Genomic DNA, 18094 nt, shown 5'->3' with positions numbered 1-18094 from the left:
ACCCTCCACCAGACCCCCATCGGCGTCTTCCGCTCCGTCCGACGCCCCGTCTACGACACCCTCATGGCCGACCAGCTCGAAACCGCCATCGAACAACACGGCAAGGGCGATCTCCTCCCGCTGCTCACCGGCAACGACAGCTGGACCGTCGTCGGCTGACCGAGGATCAGCGCATGCGACGAAGCCCGGCCCCCGTACGCGAGGGCCGGGCTTCGCCCGTTCCCCGGCACAGCCTTTCAGTAGACAACGGCTAGTGCTACTGTCTATTCTGATTTCACCCTCTCCGTGCGGAGCGGGTTCGTCGCCGCTCGCATCGCGGCTCGTGGTGTGGCCCCGAATGTGCGGCCGGAGCCACGCCGCCCCCACGTCCTCGCGCGGTCCCACCGCGTCTCCACCCTCGACTCACCAAGGGAAGTGCCCACCGTGCTCACCAGGATCGCCGAACTCGCACTGCGCAGAACCCGGTTACTTCTTGTGATCGCCGCCGCCGCCGTCGTGCTCATGGGCGCGTTGGGCGTCGGGGCCTTCGGCAAGCTGCTCAGCGGCGGCTTCGACGACCCCGACGCACCCTCCGCGCGCGCCCAGAGCGTCATCGACGAGAAGTTCGGCGGCGAGACGGACCTCGTTCTGCTGGTCCGTGCCGTGGACGGCAGCCCGCTCGACTCGCCGGCCGTCGAGGAGCGGGGCCGTACCCTCACCGAGGGACTCAAGAAGGACGCGAAGGTCGGCAACGTCATCTCGTACTGGGAGACCGGGGCCAAGGCTCTGACCTCCCACGACGGCAAGAAGGCCCTCGTCCTCGCCCATGTGAACGGTGACGAGAACGAACGCGCCGACCTCGCCAAGGAACTGATCGAGGAGTACGGCGGCGTCAAGAACGGCGTCGACGTCCAGGCCGGCGGCCTCTCCGCGATCATGAACGACGTCACCACCCAGGTCGGCAAGGACCTCGCGGTGGCCGAGGCCATCGCCGTACCCATCACCCTCATCCTGCTCGTCCTCGCCTTCGGCAGCGTCGTCGCGGCGCTCCTTCCGCTGGTCATCGGGATGTTCGCGGTCATGGGGACCTTCGCCGAGCTCTTCGTCATCGGCAGCGCCACCGAGGTCTCCGTCTTCGCGATCAACCTGACGACCGCCCTCGGCCTCGGTCTCGGCATCGACTACGCGCTGCTGCTCGTCAGCCGCTTCCGTGAGCAGCTGGCCGCGGGCGCGGAGGTCGACGACGCCCTGCGCCGTACCGTGCAGACCGCCGGCCGGACGATCGTCTTCTCGGCGGCCACGGTCATCGCCGCGCTCGCCGCGCTGCTCATCTTCCCGCCCTTCTTCCTCCGTTCCTTCGCCTACGCGGGCATCGGCGTCGTCCTCATCTCGGCCCTCAGCGCCCTCTTCGTCATCCCGCCGCTGCTCGCCGCCCTCGGGGCGCGGGTGAACAAGGGCCGCCTGCCCTGGGCGGCACGCGTGCAGCGCACCGACACGCCGTTCTGGGGCAAGCTCGCCGCCCTGGTCATGCGCCGGCCCGCCCTGACCGCGCTCCCGGTCCTCGCCATCATGCTGCTGGCCGCGAGCCCCCTGCTCTCCGTCACCTTCGGCACGCCGGACGAGCGCGTCCTGCCCGAGAGCGCGGGCAGCCGCCAGGTGGCGACCCAGCTCCAGGCGGACTTCCCCGGTGACGACAACAACGCCGTACAGATCGTCGCGCTGAACGGCGCGACCGGTCCCGCCTTCCAGGAGTACGCGAAGGAGGTGTCCCAGCTCGACGGGGTCGAGCAGGTGGCCACCAGCACCGGCTCGTACCGCGACGGCACCCCGGGCAAGCCCGGCCCCGCCGCCGCGGCCCTCGGCCGCGACGACGCCCAGCGGCTCATCGTCACCATCGGCCACGAGACCAAGTCGGAGGAGGCCCAGAGCCTCGCCAAGGAGATCCGCGCTGTCGCCCCGCCCAGCGGCACCGAGGTGCTCGTCGGCGGTCAGGACGCCCGCCTGGTCGACTCCAAGCACTCCATCGGCGTCCGGCTGCCCATCGCCGCCGGACTGATCGTCGTCACCACCTTCGTCCTTCTCTTCCTCTTCACCGGCAGCATCGTCCAGCCCCTGCGCGCGCTCCTGCTGAACGCGGTCAGCCTCACCGCCTCGGTCGGCGTGATGGTCTGGATCTTCGAGGACGGCCATCTCTCCTCGTGGCTCGGGTTCACACCGCAGCCGCTGGACACCTCGATGACCGTGCTGTTCTTCTGCGTGGCCTTCGGACTCTCGATGGACTACGAGGTGTTCGTGACCAGCCGGATGAAGGAACTCCACGACGCGGGTCACGACCGCGACACCGTGGTGACGCAGGGACTCGCCAGGACCGGACGGATCGTCACCGTCGCCGCCGGTCTGCTCTCGGTGAGCTTCTTCGCCTTCGGCACCAGCGACATCAGCTTCCTGATGATGTTCGGCATCGGCAGCGGTCTCGCCGTGGTCATCGACGCACTCCTCGTGCGCGGCGTCCTGGTGCCCGCGGCGATGCGGATCCTCGGCGGAGCCGCCTGGTACGCCCCGAAGGGTCTGCGCAAGCTGCACGACCGGGTCGGCCTCAGCGAGGGCGACGCGGCGGACGACACCGAGCGGCAGCCGGTCCCGGCCGCCTGAACGGCCCGGACATGACCGTGGCGGCCGGCGCGCATACGTCGCCGACCGCCACGGAGTCCGTGCTGGTTCGTCAGTACAGCGGGTCGGGCTTCATCAGCCCGAGGGCGATGAGCGCCCGTGAGGCGAGGCCCACCGCGGTGATCCCCAGGACCTGGGCCGGCTTGAACGCCGGCGGCAGGCTCATGACCGTCCTCCGCGCGGCCCGGTGACTGCTGTGCGGGCCGAACAGCCGGTAGACGTGCGGCGTCTGGGAGCCGCACCAGAGCCGGAGGGCCAGCCGCGGGTCCAGGACCAGGGCCGGGTGCCAGGGGAGGCATCCGAGCACCTTGGCGAAGTCGAGCATGTAGTGGTTGTAGTGGACCAGGGTCCGCAGGTCGGGGTTGCCGTGGAAGACCTCGTTCTCGTACGACGCCTGCCGCTCGATGAGGTTCTGCAGCCGCACCCGGTCCGGCAGCGCCTTCTTGCCGCTGCACAGCAGGGCGAAGTAGCGGCTCTGCATCTCGGAGCAGGCCGGAACCCCGCCCGCGGCCGGCCGCGCCCAGCCGATGAAGACCACGCCGAGGCCGAGATCCGGATGGATCATGTGCTTGTACAGCCTGCGCACATCGGTGACGTTCACGTCCTTGAGGATGCTGAAGTCCTCGATGTAGCCGGTGTTGAGCATGATCGTGTCGATCTTCTCGCGCCGGCCGTCCTTGAAGAGGACGTAGTCCTTGCCGAGCCGCTCGATCCCCGAGGCGTTGACCGTGAGGGTGTTGTCGACGATCCGGTGGATGAACGCGTCGTTCTTCGTCAGGAAGTGGTTGAAGAAGTGCGGGTTCTTCGCGTTCCAGTCGGCCACGGCGCGGGCGGCGGCGGTCTTGCCCCGGCTCTTGTTCCGGTTCATCCCGAGCCGCATGAAGGTGCCGGCGGCGGCCAGCGGGACCGAGTGCAGCAGCTGGGAGGTGTACGCGTCGTTGGTGAACGGCCGGCCGGCCGGGTACCGCTCGACGATCGGCTGGTAGCGCCGTACGGACAGGGTGCAGCTCTCCGTCACCTGGGCGATCTCGTTGACGACGTCCGCGGCCGTCTCGCCGATGCCCACGCAGAGGACCCGCTTGCCGCGGAACGGCTCGGCGTTCCGGTAGTGGGCCGAGTGGACGATCTCACCCGCGAAGTCCTCCTGGCCGGGCAGGTCGATGTAGTTCGGCACCCGGTGCGTTCCGGTGGAGATGGCGACCGAGTCGAACCGGTGCACCGTCCTGTTCTCGGGCGCGTCCACCGGGGCGACCTCGACGTCGTACCCGCCGCTGTCGTTCTTCGCCACGCTCAGCACGTCGAAGCCGTACCGGATGGTGGGCCCCAGGTCGAACTTCTCCGCGAAGTCCTTCAGGTACTGCCGGTACTCGCCCGCGGACCAGTACAGCCGCTCCTGGCCCAGCGGCGGAGGGAAGCTGGAGAAGGTCATCATGTAGTTGGAGATGGTGAGCATCGTCGAGTCGTAGGCGCCCGCCTCGTCGGCCCCGACCTCTTCCCGGAAGACTCCGCCGAGTTCGGCGTTGCGGTCGAAGCAGGTCACCTCATGACCTTCGTCCAGCAGCTCCTTGATCGCGACCAGCCCCGATGGGCCGGCGCCGATGACACAGACACGCTTCCTCATGCTTACCTCTCCGCCTCGGAGTGTTCTCTCTGATGGGACGTGCTCTCGCCGGTGCCGGACACTCCGGTCGGGTCAGCGGCTTTCGAAATGGACCGGCAGGCTCTCGTAGCCGGTGAGGAAGTTGGAGTAGAGGGGGCGGGGTGTCCCGCGCAGCTCCATCCGTGCCACCTTGTCCACCAGCGCGCTCAGCAGCGCCCGCAGTTCGGCCCGCCCCAGGAAGGCGCCCAGGCAGTAGTGCGGGCCGTGGCCGAACGACAGGTGCCGGTTGGGCGTGCGGGAGAGATCGAAACGGCGCGGCTCGGTGAAGACCGACTCGTCGTTGTTGGCCGAGATGTTCCACAGCGTGACGATGTCGCCGTCGCGGATCAGCTGCCCGCCGACCTCGAAGTCCTCGACGGCGGTGCGTGCGAGGTGGATGCCCGGGGTCGCCCAGCGGATCACCTCCTCCACGGCCGTGTCGAAGGAGGCCTGGCCCGACCGCAGCGCGTCCCACTGATCCGGGTTCTCGATGAGCGCCAGCACCGCGCAGATCGCCGAGAGCCGGGACGTCTCGTCGCCCCCGAGAATCAGGCTGTAGCAGTTGACGGCCATTTCCTCGACGGTCAGCTGCCGGCCCTCGAACTCCGCGGTCGCCAGCATGCTGATGACGTCGCCGCCCGGATCGTCGCGCCGTTCCTGGGCCAGTTCCATGAAGTACAGCACGATCTCGTTGCGGGCGCCGATCGCGTCGAGCGCACTGCTGTCCGCGCGGTCCGACGAGAGCGCCATCTTGTTCCACTGCAGCAACTGCCCGCGGTCCGCGGCCGGAATGGAGAGCAGATCGCAGATCGTGTTCATCGGGATCTTCTCGGCCACTTCGGCGGCGAAGTCGCACGTTCCCCTCTCGACCACGGCCGACATGAGTGCGTCGGTACGCTGCCGGACCTTTTCGACGACCTCGCCGAGGACCCGCGGGGTGAACGCGGTGAACATGAGATTCCGCAGGCTGCGGTGGCGTGCGCCGTCGGTGACCGCCAGCATGCTTCCGCCGGCCGAGTCGTCTCCGCGCAGGACGACGTCGAGGACGTTTCCGCGGGCGGAGATCAGAGCCGGATGATGGAAGAGCGACTGGATGTCCGCGTAGCGGGACACCACCCAGAAACCGGGGTTCCGGTCCGTGGATTCGTGCCAGTAGACGGGACGCCGTGCACGCACTTCGCGCCAGAACTCGTGCACGTCGTTCTCGGCGAAGGCGGCCGGGTCGGTCAGGTCCAGGGAACGAACATCGAGAGCGGGCTGACTCATTGCCTCAGATTGACAGCGGGCTCCGGGTGCCGCGCGGAATCTTGCCGGTTCCTTTCCGCCACGATCCGCTGCCGGGAAAGGGGTTCGGTGCGTCCGACCTGCGGCCACCGGGCCATGGCACCCGTGTATTCCGGCCGCCCGGCGAGGTGTTGCGAAAGGCGGCTTCCGATGCGTGGTACTTCCTGATTGTCCGACGGCATCTCGGGCCTAGACTCTGCGACCTCGGGGCCGCCCGCATAGCGGCGCCGACGGCACGGAACGGCGAAGGAAGCGGAACCTGTGCAGTCCCCCAACACGAGGCCCGGCAGGATCGGGCGACCGCCTCGACTGTCCCGAGAGACGATCCTCGTAGCCGCGCAGCGCGTGCTCGACGAGGAAGGGGCTGAGCACCTGTCCATGCGGCGCCTGGCCAGGGAGCTGTCCAGTACACCCATGGCCCTGTACCGCCATGTGCGGGACAAGGACGAGCTGTTGATGCTCCTGCTGGACGCGTACGTCCGGCGAATCCCCCGGCCCGATCTTCCCGACCACCCGCGTGAGCGGGTCGTCGCCGGCGCCCAGGCGCTCCACGGCATTCTCGAGGGCTGCCCCTGGGGGGTGGAGGTCCTCGCCTCCGACAGGTTCGTGAGCACCTCCGCGACCTGGATCGTGGAGAGCATCGTGGACGCGCTGGTGCTCTGCGGGCTGAGCCCGGCCGACGCGGTCTACGCCTATCGCGTCATCTGGTTCTGCCTCGTCGGCGAGCTGACGTCGCGGCCCTTCACGGAGCGGGCCGTGGCCTCCGCCGACGACCGCCGGCGGGGTCTCGAAGCCGTGATCGACGGGCTGCTCAGCCAGAACGCCCCGTGACGCGTCCGGGCTCCCCTCGCCCGAGAATCCGGAATCTATAGTTCCGTTATAGCGGCCACTTAGCCTCCCCTAAGCCGAGCTTGACCAAGGCGGCTCCGAGGCCAGAATGAGGGCGATCCGATTTTTCGTACGCGTATGCTGCGGTCATGCGTCCTTGCGGTGACGAAGGGTGAGCCGGGTGAGTATTGATGTCCTGGTATTCGATGAACTGCATTTGTCCCGGGCCTCACTCACGGCATTACTGGATCAGCGTGGCGAGATCAGGGTCGCCGGAGCGGTGGACACCAATCGGGCCGCTCTCGAGTTCGCAGAACTGTGCCGGCCGGATGTGACGATCATGAGCTACGAGGGCCGGGACGACGAAACCATCGAAATAGCCGAGAAGATATCGAGCCTGCCGGACTGCCGCACCCTTCTGCTGGCCACCGCCTGTACGCGGTCGGTCGTCCGCCGGGCTTTCACGGGCGAGATCGCCGGCATGATCCGACGCAATGTCTCACCCGGGCGTTTTCTCGAGGCCATTCGCATGGTGCATCAGGGTGAGCGCGTCTTCGACGCGGCGCTGACCGTCGCGGCGGTGGCGAACGAGGACTGTCCCCTGAGCGTGCGTCAGCTCTCCGTTCTCGAACTGCTCTCCCGCGGGGACACGGTGGTGGAGATCGCGGGAAAGCTGTGCCTTTCCGAGGGCACCGTGCGCAACTATCTCTCCGACGTGGTGACGAAGCTGGGCGTACGTAACCGGATCGACGCGTTGCGCGTCGCGCGGGACGCGCACTGGATCTGATGACGGCGCCCTGTTCCGATTCCCGGGACACGGCCGTCCCGGCCGGGTGACGAACACACGTCCGGCCGTTCGCTTCTCCTGTTGCCGAGTGCCGATCAGCCCTCATACGCTGGCCGGGAATTCGACCGGATCGACGTCGTTCGAATTCTCCGACTGCCCAGTCCGGCCGGCCGCCACTCCTCAACGGTTCGGAGAGCTGATCCCATGGAATCCCGCAGCCGACGCGTCGGCCGGCCACGCCGTCTCTCGCGGGAGGCGATCCTCCGCAGCGCCGAGCGGATCCTCACCGAGGAGGGGGCGGAGCATCTGTCCATGCGCCGCCTGGCGAAGGACATGTCCAGCACGCCCATGGCGCTCTATCACCACGTCAAGGACAAGGACGAACTGCTGCTCCTCCTCCTTGAGGTACGCGCCGAGCGCCTGCCCCCGGCCGAGCTGCCGCGCGAGCCGCGCGAGCGGCTCCTCGCCGGCGCCAGCAGCCTCCACGAGATGCTCGCCAACTGCCCCTGGGCGGTGGACGCGCTGACCCCCGAAGGCCGCGTGAGCGCCCCGGCGAGACGGATCGTCGAGAGCATGATCGACGCAGCGGTCGCCTGCGGAATGAACCATGAGAGGGCCCGCCACGCCTACCGCGTGATCTGGTACTACACCCTCGGTGAGCTGCTCGTCCGCTTCGGCCGGGAGCGGGCCCGGCGGCAGGGCGACAGCACGCCCTGGGAGCGGGCCATGCTCTCGCTCGACCCGGCCGCCTTCCCTCTCCTCGCCGGGCTCGGAGGCCAGTTGACCGAGATCGCGGGCACGGGCCACTACCGGCGAGGTCTCGAAGCCGTCGTCGACGGACTTCTGCGCCAGGGCGTCGCCTGACGGCGTCGCGCGCCCTGCCCCGCGAGCCGGTGCGGGGTCAGGTGTCCGACCACGACCGGAACTGGCGCAGCCCGTAGAGCAGGGGCGGCCGCGGACCATGCCGCACGATCCGGCGCACCTCGCCGAAGACGATCACATGGTCGCCGACGGTCTGGGTCAGGGACACCCCGCAGTCCGCCACCGTATGGGCGTCGCGCACCAGATGGGGCCCGGAGGCGTCGGGGTCCTGCTCCCACGGGAGCAGCTCGAACCGGTGCGGATTGCCCGAGGCGAACAACTCGGCCGCGTCCTGCGCGCCTTCGTGCAGCAGGTTGACCGTGAAGGCGCCCCGGGCCAGGGTGGCGCCCAGGGTCGGGCTGCCCGAGCGCAGGCACACCAGCAGCGTCGGCGGTGTGAGGGCGACGCTGCACACCGAGGAGCAGGTCATGCCCCACGGCGCCCCGGCCGCGTCCACGCTCGTGACCACGCCCACCCCGGTGGGGAAGCCGCTCATCATGGCGCGGAACTCCCCGGGCGACGCCTCGGCCACCGTCGCCTGGGGCGAGTCCGCCGTGGTCGAGTGCTCGCTCATCGCCTACTGCCTTCCGTCACCACGGTGGGGAGTACGGCGGGCACCGGTACGGCGCGGCGACGCTCGGCCCGGTCGACGACCTGGAGCAGAGGCCCGGTCATGGCAGTGGTCGCCAGGGCCATCACCACCAGGGCGAGGACCAGCGGAGCGGGCAGGATGCCGGCGCTGTACCCGGCCTGGATCACGATCAGTTCGGTCAGACCCCTGGTGTTCATCAGGACACCGACCCGGACCGCCGACAGGCGGGGCGAGCCGCCCAGCCGCGCGCCGAGGTAGCCGCCGAGCAGCTTGCCCACACAGCCCAGCACCAGCGTGCCGACGATGAGCGTCCAGGACGCGGCGGTGAAGGCCTTGATGAGCACGGTGACGCCGGTGACCACGAAGAAGATCGGCGTCAGCATGCGTCCGGTGCGCGACACCGCGTCCACCGGCTTGGCCCAGGGGGCGAGGTCTTCGCCGGGAATCGCCAGGCCGACCATCGCGGCGCCGACGATGGCGGTCATGCCGAAGTGCTCGGTCAGCATCGCGGTGCCGAGCGCGGCGGCTCCCAGGAGGACCGCGGTGGTCCTCGGCATCCGGCGGCACAGCCGGCGTGCGCCGTCGGTGCGCAGCCCCAGCCGCAGCAGGAGGGCGCAGGTGCCGCCCGCGAGGAGCGCGCCGAGGGACTGCCACAGGCCTCCGAGGTGGCCCGCGCCGAGTCCGATGGCGAGGGTGAGCAGGATCCAGCCCATGCTGTCCATGACGATGGCGGATGCCAGCGAGAGCCGTCCTTCGGGCGAGTCGCTCAGGCCGCGGTCGCCGAGGATCCGGGACAGGACGGGCACCGCGGTGATCGACATCGTCACCGCGACCATCAGGAAGTAGGCGGGCATCGGCACGTCGCCGCGGGCCGCCTTGTCGTCGGTGAGCGCGATCAGGCCCACCAACGCCACTCCCGTGGCGAGGGGCAGGGCGAAGGCGCCCGCGGTCAGAGCCGTGAGCGACTGCCGGGGCGGGCCGCCGGGCCCCGGCCGCAGCTTGTGGGCGAGCCCGACCAGATAGAGCACGAGCCCCGTCTGGCCGACGAGCTTGAGTATGTCGATGACGGCGGCCGGGAGCAGGGCGTCGAACAGGGCACGGTCGGACAGGGCGAGGACGACGGGGCCGACCATCAGGCCCATCGTGACCTCGCCGACCACCTCCGGCTGGCCCAGCCACCGGGCGGCGGCCCGGCCGGCGCGGGCCAGGAGCAGGAGGGCGGCGAGCGCCACGATCACGTGGGCGGCTCTGGAGAAGAAGTCCGAGGGATCCATGATGCTGTGGGCCTTTCGTGGGCCGTTCCGGTTCGGTCGGTCCTGACAGGGCGCGCGGCGTCATGGGCCCGCGCCGGTTCCGGTGGGCTGTGCGTGCAGGAGCGGGGTGCCGCCGTCGGGGCCGGACCGGTCGACGAGCGCGTCAGCGCCGTTCCGGGACCTGCGGGTAGCGGGCGGCGATCGCCTCGCTCGCCCGGGGACCGCGGGCGAAGAGGAAGTCGGCCGTGTCGAGTCGCCGGCCGGTCACCCGGTCCACCACGACCGGGTCCGCCTCCGTGCCCGTCGCGGCGTCGACCACGATGAGGCTGCGGTCCTGAGGGCACAGCCGGTGGTTGCCGTACGCGGCCATGGCCAGGATGAGCGGGCGCAGGGCGCGGCCGCCGTCGGTCGGCCGGTACGTCCGGTCCTCCGGCGCCGCCGCCGCGTCCTCGGTGTCGAGCAGGCCCCGCGTGACGAGCTGGTCCATCCGCTCCCGGAGGACCTCGGCGGGCGTCTCCAGGTTGCGGCGGACCGCCTCGAACCGGTCATGGCCGTCGAGGACCTCGTGCAGGATCTCCAGGGTCCACCACGGGCCGATGACCCCGACGGTGCGGGCCAGCGGGCAGTCGGGGATCCGGGCCTTCGGGCCGGCCTGCGGGGAGGGCTCCGTACGCCCACCGTCCGTGCCGCTCACGCGTTCGCCACTCACCGTCAGCTCCCCTGGGCGATCGGAAACGTCTGTGGGCCCAGCCTGTTCCGTCGCCGGGCCCCGGGCGGGCGACCGGAAAGAAACCGGCAAGACCCGGCCGGGGCCGAAGGGCCGGCCGGAACGCCGGAAGAGCGCCCCTGATCAGGGAGTTCGGCTCCGCCGCGACGGGGGAGCGGCCTGGGCGAGCAGTCCGTCGACGAGGACGCCCAGGGTGGAGGGAAAGGTGTCCCGCGCCGCCAGCGCCGTCCACCGGTCGTTGAGAGCGGTGAGGTGCGGCAGCTGGTCCGCGTCGAGATCGTTGACGAAGGCACCGCCGTCGGTGGACGGCACGGCCCGCTCCTCCGCCGCCTCCGGCCCGTCGGCGGAGTGGTCGCGGATGAGGACCTCGCCGACCGTGAAGTACCAGATGCTGCGGAAGACCTGCACGGCCTGCTCGGGCGTGCACCCGTGGTCGACGGCGCCGGACAGGATGTCCTCGATCAGCCGGAGGGCCGGGGTGCTGAGCCGGGAGATGAACCGGTCGCCGGTGAGGACCTCGGCGGACAACGGCCACTCGGTGAGGGCGTCGTGGATCGCGGTGGCCGCCGCGACGACGCGGTCCCGCGGTTCGTCCGACGGCTCGGGGTGGGGAATCTGCTGCGCGTACTCGTGGATCAGGAGCAGCAGCAGGTCTTCCTTGTCCCGTACGTGGTGGTACAGCGTCGTCGCCCCGATGCCGATCTCTGCGGCCAGTCCGCGGATCGTGAGCTTGTCCCAGCCGCTCTCGTCGATGAGCCGGCGGGCGACGGTGATGATCTGCGTACGGGAGGTCACGGGTGGGCGGCCGACCCGGCCGTGCGTGGGATTGGTACGGGGCACGGTTCCATCATGCCTTTCCGTGAGGGCCGCGATGACCTCGGCTTCCTGCGCCCGGCACCGGGGCGGACCCGGTCACCGGGCGGCGGTCCCGCCGCCGCCACGAGCCCGGAAGGCGGGCGGCGGCGACGGCGGGACCATCCCCGGGCGGTGTCGGAACCCCAGGCCCACCCCAGGTCCGGACCCAGGTCCACCCCCAGGTCCGCCCCAGGCCCCTCACCGGGACTGGGACGCCTTCAGGGCCTTCTTGTCGATCTTGCCGACCGGGGTGTGGGGCAGTTCGGACACGATGATCAGCTCGTCCGGCAGCTTGTACGACGCCAGCCCGCGGCCGCGGATGTGGTCCCTGATCGCACGCAGCGTGACCTGGTCCGCCGCCTCGGCCGCGTCGCCGCCCAGGACGACGAACACACACAGCCGCTCGTCGAGTTCGTCGTCCGGGACGCCGACCACCGCGGTGTCCCGGACCAGCGGATGCGTCAGCACATGTCCCTCCACCTCCTCGGCCGAGACCTTCTCGCCGAGGTGATGGATGATGTCCTTCAGCCGGCCCTCGATGACGACGTTCCCGTCCTCGGTCATCCGGGCCAGGTCGCCGGAGCGGTAGAAGCCGTCCGCGGTGAACGACCGGCGGTTGTGGTCCGGCGCGGCGAAGTAGCCCCGGATCGTGTACGGGCCACGGGTGAGCAGCTCCCCGATCTCGCCGGTGGCGACCTCGCGGTCCTCGGAGTCGACGATCCTGATCTCGTCGTCCGGACACACCGGCCTGCCCTCGGTGCCGAAGACGACCTCCGGCGGATCCTCCGGTCGTGTGTGCGTGATCAGCCCTTCACCGATGCCGTACACGTTCATGAGGCGGCAGCCGAGGCTCTCGCTCACCCGGGCCGCCGCGGCGGGCCCGAACTTGGAGCTGCCCACCTGGATGGTCACCCCGGACATGTCGACCGGCGTGGTCCGCGCGGCCTCCGCCCACAGCAGGGCCAGCGCCGGAACCAGGGTCGTGAGGGTCACCCCCTCCCGCTCGATCAGCGGAAAGACGTGATCGGGGCTGGGGTTGGCGGCCAGCACGGCCTTCCCGCCGAGGATCACCGCGCCCAGCGCCCCCGGACAGCCGAGCGCGGCATTGTGCGGCACCGGGTTCGCGGCGAGATAGACGCCGCTGTCGTCGAACTCCGCGACCCGGGCACAGGCCGCGATGTTGTACGCGTAGTCGTCGTGGGTCCGGGGGATCAGCTTCGGCACACCGGTGGTTCCCCCCGACAGCAGCAGCAGCGCCACCTCGGAGGAGTCGACCGGCGCGAGCTCCCGCACGTCGGACCGGGCGAGTTCGGAGAGCGGGGTGAACTCCGCCGCGTCGCCGTCGACCACGACGTGGCGCAGACCCGGTGCGTCACGGCGCACCTCACGGGCCAGCGCCCGGTAGTCGAAGCCCTGGAACCGGTCGGGGCCGATGTAGGCCACCGCGTCGGAGGCGCGCGCCAGATGGAGGATCTCGTCGCGCCGGTGACCGGGCAGCGCAAGGACCGGGATCGCGCCGATGCCGAACAGCGCGATGACGGTGGACAGGAAGCCGATCCTGTTCGGCAGGTGCACCACCACCCGGTCGCGGTGGCCGATGCCGAGACCGAGCAGACCGGAGGCGACGCGGTCGGCCTCCGCGGTCAGCTCGGCGTAGCTCGTGCGCCGGGTCGCGTCCACGGCGGCCGTCCTGTCCGGGTGGCGCGCGGCACTGGCATCGACCAACTGCCGCAGGGAGGCCCCCGCCCAGTAGCCGGCGCGGCGGTAGCGTTCGGCGAAGTCGGGTGGCCAGGGAACGAACCCGTCCAGCATGTGTCCTCCTCGGGTTGAGACGCCCTCAGGTTCGGGCACCGGCTCCCGCGGCCGAGTCGATCCCGACAGAGCTTTGACAGATTGCCCCGGGAGGCCGACGGGTTTCGGTGAAGCTCGGTGGCGTGAATCGCATACGAACGCGTGACCGAGGTTGGGTGCGGGCCCTCAACAGCGTGGAGCGCCCGGCCCGTCGGCTGGTGTGCTTTCCACACTCCGGAGGTACGGCGGCGACCTTCCGCGACTGGGCGTCGGCCGTGCCCGGAGACTGCGAGCTGCTGGCCGTGCAGTATCCGGGGCACGCCGACCGGATCGCCGAGGACCCCGCGAACAGCGTGGCCGAGATCGCGTCCCACGTCGTCGCGGAGCTGCTCGACCTCGACCCCGTTCCGTGCGCCCTGTTCGGACACAGCCTCGGCGCGCTCGTCGCGTACGAGACCGCCCGCGAGCTGCAGGACCGCGCGAGGCCCGTGCGGAACCTGTTCGTCTCGGGTGCTCCGGCACCCGGCCGGGCGGGCGGCGGGTCCACGCACCGGGCGACCGACGACGAGCTGTGGTCCGGACTGCGGGAGCTCGGCGGGATCGATCCCGCCGTCGCCGAGGACGCCGAGCTGAGGGAGCTGCTGCTGCCGGTCGTCCGGGCGGACATCAGACTCAACGAGACCTACCGGCCCGACCCGCACGCCGAGCCGCTGGACTGCCGGCTCCGCTGCTACCGCACCACCGAGGACCCCCTGGTCGACGGTGACCGGCTGGCGGCCTGGGCCGCGGTCGGCACGGGCCGGTTCAGCGCACGGACCTGGCCGGGCGGACACTTCGACCTCGTGTCGGACCCGGCGGAGCTGATCGCCGACCTCGTCGCGGCCTTCGCGGAGGGTGTGGTCGTACGATGACCCTGGCCGGCAAGTCGGTCGTGGTGACCGGAGCGGCGACCGGCATCGGCCGCGGGATCACCGAGTGCCTGCTGAAGGCAGGCGCCGGCGTGACGGTCGTGGGCCGCCGCGAGGAACCGCTGCGGGATCTGGCGGACCGGTACGGGTCCGCCGTCGCATGGCTGGCGCAGGACGTCGGCGCGCCCGGCGCCGCCGAACGGATCGTCGCGACGGCGACCGACAGCTTCGGCAGGGTCGACGCGGTCGTCAACAACGCGGGCCTGGCGCGGTTCGGCCGGCTCGACGAGACCGACCCCGCGCAGTTCGACGCGATGTTCGCCGTCAACGTCCGCGCGCCCGCCGAGCTGACCCGGCAGGCGCTGCCCCAACTGCGGGCCAACCGCGGCAGCGTCGTCAACATCTCGTCCGTGGGCGGCGTCGTCTCCATGCCGGGGCGTGCCTTCTACGGCGCGACCAAGGCGGCGGTCAACAGCCTCACCCGCTCGCTGGCGAGAGAACTCGCCCCGGACGTACGGGTGAACGCCATCCTCCCGGGCCCGGTGGACACGCCGATGTGGAGCGAGACCGGTCTGGACGAGGCGGGCACCGAGCAGTTGCGTGTCGACCTCCTCGCGTCGACCCCGATGGGGCGGTTCGGGGAGGACACGGAGATCGGCCGGTGGGTGTGCCTGCTGCTCGACACGGAGACGTCGGGCTGGGTCACCGGTGCGCTGATCCCGGTCGACGGTGGGCGCACGGCATGACCGGTCGTGCGCGTTCGAAAGAAGAACTCAACGGAGCAAAGGTGGTACGAGCGTGAGCCGGGACATCCTGTCCGCCGCGGAATCGATTCCTTCGTCGTGTCTGCACCGCATCTTCCGGGCCGCCGAGCGGCGTGAGGTGGAATCCGGCGTCGAAGTGGTGAAGCTGCACGTCGGCGACCCCTACTTCAACCCCTCCGACGACGTCGCCGAGGCGTTCGTCGACGCCGTGCGCCGGGGCGACACCAAGTACACCGGCGTGGAGGGCCTGGGCGAGCTCCGCGAGGCGGTCGTCGACAAGCTCCGCACCGACAACGAGGTGGACAGCGCGGTCTCCCGTCTGCTGATCACCCCCGGGTCGTGCCAGGGCCTGGCCGCCCTGCTGCAGACGCTGGCCGAACCCGGCGCCGAGATCCTCATCCCGGAGCTCCACTGGCCCGTCCACCTCCAGCAGGCCCTGCTCGCCGGGTTCAGGCCGGTGCTGTACCCGCTCGGGCCCGGTCTGCGCCCCGACCCCGAGGTGATCGCCGCCGCCGCGACCGAGCGCACCCGGGTGCTCCTCATCAACTCCCCGGCCAACCCGACCGGCGTGGTCCTGGACCGGGACGAGCTCGGGACCCTGCTCGACCTGGCGCGCGGGCGCGGCTGGCACGTCATCAGCGACGAGGCCTACGAGCACTTCCTCTACGACAGCGAGCACACCTCGGTGGCCTCGCTGGAGCGTGACCTCCCGCCGGCCGAGCGCATCGTGCACAGCGTCTTCAGCTTCTCCAAGAGCTTCGCGATGACCGGCTACCGGCTGGGCTACGTGGCGCTGGCCGACGACCGGGCCGCCGACGTGATGAAGGTCGTCCAGGAGGCGAACATCATCGGCACGTCGACCCCCGTGCAGTACGCCGGGATCGCCGCGCTGAACAGCCGCGCCGAGTCGACGGCGGTCAACCGCAAGAAGGTGCAGCACAACAGGGACGTGATCCTGTCGCCGCTCGTCGAGGCCGGGCTCCTGCGCGAGCTGCCCGCCGGCGGCTGGTACGCGATGCTCGACGTGGCCCGGACCGGCCTCGACGCCGAGACGTTCGCGACCCGGCTCCTGGAGACCAAGGGCGTCGCGGTCGTACCGGGCGAGGGCTTCGCCATGCGGCCCGACGCGGACGACCGGGGCCGGGTCCACTCCCACGACTACGCCCCCTGGGCGCGGCACCTGGTCCGGGTCGCGTTCTGCGTGGACCCGACGGCCCTGGAGACCGGGGTCACCCGCCTCCTGGAGTTCGTCGACGAGTGCGGCGACGGCGCGAACGTCGCGGCACGGTGAATCCCGATCAAGCCGGCCGGCGCGAAGGAAGTGAGGACGTCATGAACAAGAGTGTTGTCATCGTGGGCGGCGGGACCGCGGGCTGGATGACCGCCTCGTATCTGAAGGCGGCGTTCGGAGACCGGCTGGCGGTCACCCTCGTCGAATCCAAGAACGTGCCCACGATCGGTGTGGGCGAGGCCTCGTTCAGCACGATCCGTCACTTCTTCGCCTATCTGGGCCTCGAGGAGTCGGACTGGATGCCGGACTGTCACGCGACCTACAAGCTGGGGATCCGCTACGACAACTGGCGGGCCGAGGGGCACCACTTCTACCACCCCTTCGAGCGGCCCCGGACGGTCGAGGGCGTCTCCCTCGCCGACTGGTGGCTGCGGAAGAAGCCCAGCGCGGACTACGACCGGGACTGCTCCGTGATCGCCGCGCTCTGCGAGGCGAAGAGCTCGCCCCGGCAGTTCGAGGGCAGCCTCCTCGCGCTCGGCGCCGGTGAGCAGGACCCGGCGGCCGTGGGCCGGTCCACCATGGCCCAGCAGACGACCCAGTTCCCGTACGCCTACCAGTTCGACGCGACGCTGCTCGCGAAGCTCCTCACGGGATACGGCACCGACCGCGGCGTCCGGCACGTGCTGGACGACGTAGTCGACGTCGCGGTGGACGAGCACGGCGACATCCGCCACGTCCGCACCAAGGAGAGCGGCGACCTCTCGGGCGACCTCTTCATCGACTGCACCGGCTTCCGCAGCATGCTGCTCAACAAGAAGCTCGACGTGCCGTTCCTCTCCTACCAGGACACCCTGCCGAACGACAGCGCGGTCGCGCTGCGCGTGCCGATGGAGATGGCCGACCAGGGTATGGGCCCGTACACCCGGGCCAGCGCCCAGGCCGCCGGCTGGATCTGGACGATCCCGCTGTACGGCCGGACCGGCACGGGTTACGTCTACGCGAGCGACTACTGCACCCCGGAGGAGGCCGAGCGCACGCTGCGCGCGTACGTCGGGAAGGCCGCCGAGGACCTGGAGGCCAACCACATCCGGATGCGGATCGGCCGCAGCGAGAACTCCTGGGTGAACAACTGCGTGGCGATCGGTCTCTCCAGCGGCTTCGTCGAGCCGCTCGAGTCGACCGGCATCTTCTTCATCCAGAACGCCATCGAGCAGCTGGTCAAGCACTTCCCCGGCGGCCGCAACGACGAGCAGCTGCGCGTCTCGTACAACCGGCAGGTGGCCAACGTGATGGACGGCGTACGGGAGTTCCTCGTGCTCCACTACGTCGCCGCCAAGCGGAACGACAACGCGTACTGGCGTGACGCCAAGACCCGTACGATGCCCGACGCGCTGGCCGGCCGCATCGAGCAGTGGAAGGCGAAGCTCCCCGACGAGGACACGATCTTCCCGTACTACCACGGCTTCGAGCCCTACTCCTACACCGCGATGATCCTGGGGCTCGGCGGCCTCGACGTGCAGCCGCTGCCCGGCCTGGCCCTGATGGACGACATCGCCGCGGTCAAGGAGCTCCAGCTGGTCCGGGACCAGGCCAAGACCCTCGTCGAGACGCTGCCCAGCCACGCGGACTACATCGCCCACGTCCACCGCCGGAGGACGGCCGGCGCCTGACGAACGACCTCCCCGTGGACCGGAGCCGGTGGGGGGGGGTGGGGGGCGCACACCCCCCCCCCCCCCCCCCCCCCCCCCCCCCCCCCGGCGGGGGGGGGGGGGGGCGGCCCCCCCCCCCCCCCCCCCCGGCTCCCGCGCGTCACCCGCTTCATTCCTCCGGTCCCCGCATGAGGAACGCACAGTGGCCGATGCGGTGCGAACCTGGCCCGTCGCGATCTCCCGCTGTTAGCGTCTCCATCGCCCGCGGAATTGCGG

Annotated in this window: 15 protein-coding genes and 1 pseudogene; 9 read left to right on the top strand and 7 right to left on the bottom strand. The window is 70.6% G+C overall.

From position 1 onward, the window contains the following. Window positions 1–159: pseudogene (locus tag ACFVGW_RS25240) on the top strand (2-oxoacid:ferredoxin oxidoreductase subunit beta); the annotation flags it as partial. Between the two features lie 264 nt (window positions 160–423). Then, complete coding sequence (locus ACFVGW_RS25235) at window positions 424–2631, top strand: MMPL family transporter (protein ID WP_385853574.1); 2208 nt, start codon at window positions 424–426, stop codon at window positions 2629–2631. Between the two features lie 70 nt (window positions 2632–2701). Here ACFVGW_RS25235 and ACFVGW_RS25230 read toward each other — a convergent pair whose 3' ends face one another. Both ACFVGW_RS25230 and ACFVGW_RS25225 read right to left on the bottom strand, forming a co-directional pair. Then, a complete protein-coding gene (locus ACFVGW_RS25230; protein ID WP_385853573.1) occupies window positions 2702–4270 on the bottom strand; it encodes a flavin-containing monooxygenase in 1569 nt (522 codons plus the stop codon). Window positions 4271–4342: 72 nt separating this feature from the next. Further along, complete coding sequence (locus tag ACFVGW_RS25225; RefSeq protein ID WP_385853572.1) at window positions 4343–5554, bottom strand: cytochrome P450; 1212 nt, start codon at window positions 5552–5554, stop codon at window positions 4343–4345. Between the two features lie 279 nt (window positions 5555–5833). Here ACFVGW_RS25225 and ACFVGW_RS25220 point away from each other — a divergent pair, with 279 nt between their 5' ends. The 3 genes from ACFVGW_RS25220 (at window position 5834) to ACFVGW_RS25210 (ending at window position 8051) form a co-directional block, all read left to right on the top strand. Further along, window positions 5834–6403: a TetR/AcrR family transcriptional regulator gene (locus ACFVGW_RS25220; RefSeq protein WP_385853571.1), complete on the top strand. Its 570-nt coding sequence runs from the start codon at window positions 5834–5836 to the stop codon at window positions 6401–6403. 178 nt (window positions 6404–6581) lie between these two features. Further along, the gene (locus ACFVGW_RS25215; RefSeq protein ID WP_352191722.1) at window positions 6582–7187 is read left to right on the top strand and encodes a response regulator transcription factor; all 606 of its coding nucleotides are present in this window, start codon (window positions 6582–6584) and stop codon (window positions 7185–7187) included. 204 nt (window positions 7188–7391) lie between these two features. Further along, window positions 7392–8051 carry a TetR/AcrR family transcriptional regulator gene (locus ACFVGW_RS25210; RefSeq protein ID WP_385853570.1) on the top strand — a complete coding sequence of 220 codons (660 nt, stop codon included), beginning with the start codon at window positions 7392–7394 and terminating at the stop codon, window positions 8049–8051. A 37-nt stretch (window positions 8052–8088) separates the two neighbouring features. Here ACFVGW_RS25210 and ACFVGW_RS25205 read toward each other — a convergent pair whose 3' ends face one another. The 5 genes from ACFVGW_RS25205 to ACFVGW_RS25185 all read right to left on the bottom strand — a co-directional run bounded on the left by ACFVGW_RS25205 (window position 8089) and on the right by ACFVGW_RS25185 (window position 13287). Then, a complete protein-coding gene (locus ACFVGW_RS25205) occupies window positions 8089–8622 on the bottom strand; it encodes a flavin reductase family protein (protein WP_385853569.1) in 534 nt (177 codons plus the stop codon). After that, complete coding sequence (locus ACFVGW_RS25200; protein ID WP_385853568.1) at window positions 8619–9914, bottom strand: cation:proton antiporter; 1296 nt, start codon at window positions 9912–9914, stop codon at window positions 8619–8621. The genes ACFVGW_RS25205 and ACFVGW_RS25200 overlap by 4 nt, the downstream gene beginning before the upstream one ends. A gap of 142 nt (window positions 9915–10056) precedes the next feature. Beyond that, entirely contained in the window at window positions 10057–10602 is a 546-nt protein-coding gene (locus tag ACFVGW_RS25195) for a winged helix-turn-helix transcriptional regulator (RefSeq protein WP_383296688.1), read from the bottom strand. A gap of 141 nt (window positions 10603–10743) precedes the next feature. Beyond that, the gene (locus tag ACFVGW_RS25190; RefSeq protein ID WP_385853567.1) at window positions 10744–11460 is read right to left on the bottom strand and encodes a TetR/AcrR family transcriptional regulator; all 717 of its coding nucleotides are present in this window, start codon (window positions 11458–11460) and stop codon (window positions 10744–10746) included. Between the two features lie 213 nt (window positions 11461–11673). Next, window positions 11674–13287 carry a (2,3-dihydroxybenzoyl)adenylate synthase gene (locus ACFVGW_RS25185; protein WP_385853566.1) on the bottom strand — a complete coding sequence of 538 codons (1614 nt, stop codon included), beginning with the start codon at window positions 13285–13287 and terminating at the stop codon, window positions 11674–11676. Window positions 13288–13394: 107 nt separating this feature from the next. Here ACFVGW_RS25185 and ACFVGW_RS25180 point away from each other — a divergent pair, with 107 nt between their 5' ends. The 4 genes from ACFVGW_RS25180 to ACFVGW_RS25165 are packed head-to-tail and all read left to right on the top strand — an operon-like array spanning window position 13395 to window position 17839. Next, window positions 13395–14177 (top strand): thioesterase II family protein, encoded by a 783-nt coding sequence (locus tag ACFVGW_RS25180; protein ID WP_385853565.1) that lies wholly within the window; start codon window positions 13395–13397, stop codon window positions 14175–14177. After that, window positions 14174–14920 carry an SDR family NAD(P)-dependent oxidoreductase gene (locus ACFVGW_RS25175; RefSeq protein ID WP_383228787.1) on the top strand — a complete coding sequence of 249 codons (747 nt, stop codon included), beginning with the start codon at window positions 14174–14176 and terminating at the stop codon, window positions 14918–14920. The genes ACFVGW_RS25180 and ACFVGW_RS25175 overlap by 4 nt, the downstream gene beginning before the upstream one ends. Before the next feature lie 52 nt (window positions 14921–14972). Continuing rightward, window positions 14973–16229, top strand: a complete 1257-nt coding sequence (locus tag ACFVGW_RS25170; protein WP_383228788.1) for a pyridoxal phosphate-dependent aminotransferase — start codon at window positions 14973–14975, stop codon at window positions 16227–16229. 41 nt (window positions 16230–16270) lie between these two features. Then, window positions 16271–17839 carry a tryptophan halogenase family protein gene (locus ACFVGW_RS25165; protein ID WP_385853564.1) on the top strand — a complete coding sequence of 523 codons (1569 nt, stop codon included), beginning with the start codon at window positions 16271–16273 and terminating at the stop codon, window positions 17837–17839. Window positions 17840–18094 lie beyond the last annotated feature (255 nt).

The sequence above is a fragment of the Streptomyces sp. NPDC127129 genome (assembly GCF_042671585.1).
Taxonomy (GTDB): Bacteria; Actinomycetota; Actinomycetes; order Streptomycetales; family Streptomycetaceae; genus Streptomyces.
The sequence above is the reverse complement of the archived record's forward strand: the minus strand, read 5'-3'. Positions and strand labels throughout refer to the sequence as shown.

Coding starts and splice junctions, on each gene's coding strand:
- ACFVGW_RS25230 (WP_385853573.1), bottom strand. CDS start 4,270: ATGAGGAAGCGTGTCTGTGTCATCGGCGCCGGCCCATCGGGGCTGGTC.
- ACFVGW_RS25225 (WP_385853572.1), bottom strand. CDS start 5,554: ATGAGTCAGCCCGCTCTCGATGTTCGTTCCCTGGACCTGACCGACCCG.
- ACFVGW_RS25210 (WP_385853570.1), top strand. CDS start 7,392: ATGGAATCCCGCAGCCGACGCGTCGGCCGGCCACGCCGTCTCTCGCGG.
- ACFVGW_RS25205 (WP_385853569.1), bottom strand. CDS start 8,622: ATGAGCGAGCACTCGACCACGGCGGACTCGCCCCAGGCGACGGTGGCC.
- ACFVGW_RS25200 (WP_385853568.1), bottom strand. CDS start 9,914: ATGGATCCCTCGGACTTCTTCTCCAGAGCCGCCCACGTGATCGTGGCG.
- ACFVGW_RS25185 (WP_385853566.1), bottom strand. CDS start 13,287: ATGCTGGACGGGTTCGTTCCCTGGCCACCCGACTTCGCCGAACGCTAC.
- ACFVGW_RS25175 (WP_383228787.1), top strand. CDS start 14,174: ATGACCCTGGCCGGCAAGTCGGTCGTGGTGACCGGAGCGGCGACCGGC.
- ACFVGW_RS25165 (WP_385853564.1), top strand. CDS start 16,271: ATGAACAAGAGTGTTGTCATCGTGGGCGGCGGGACCGCGGGCTGGATG.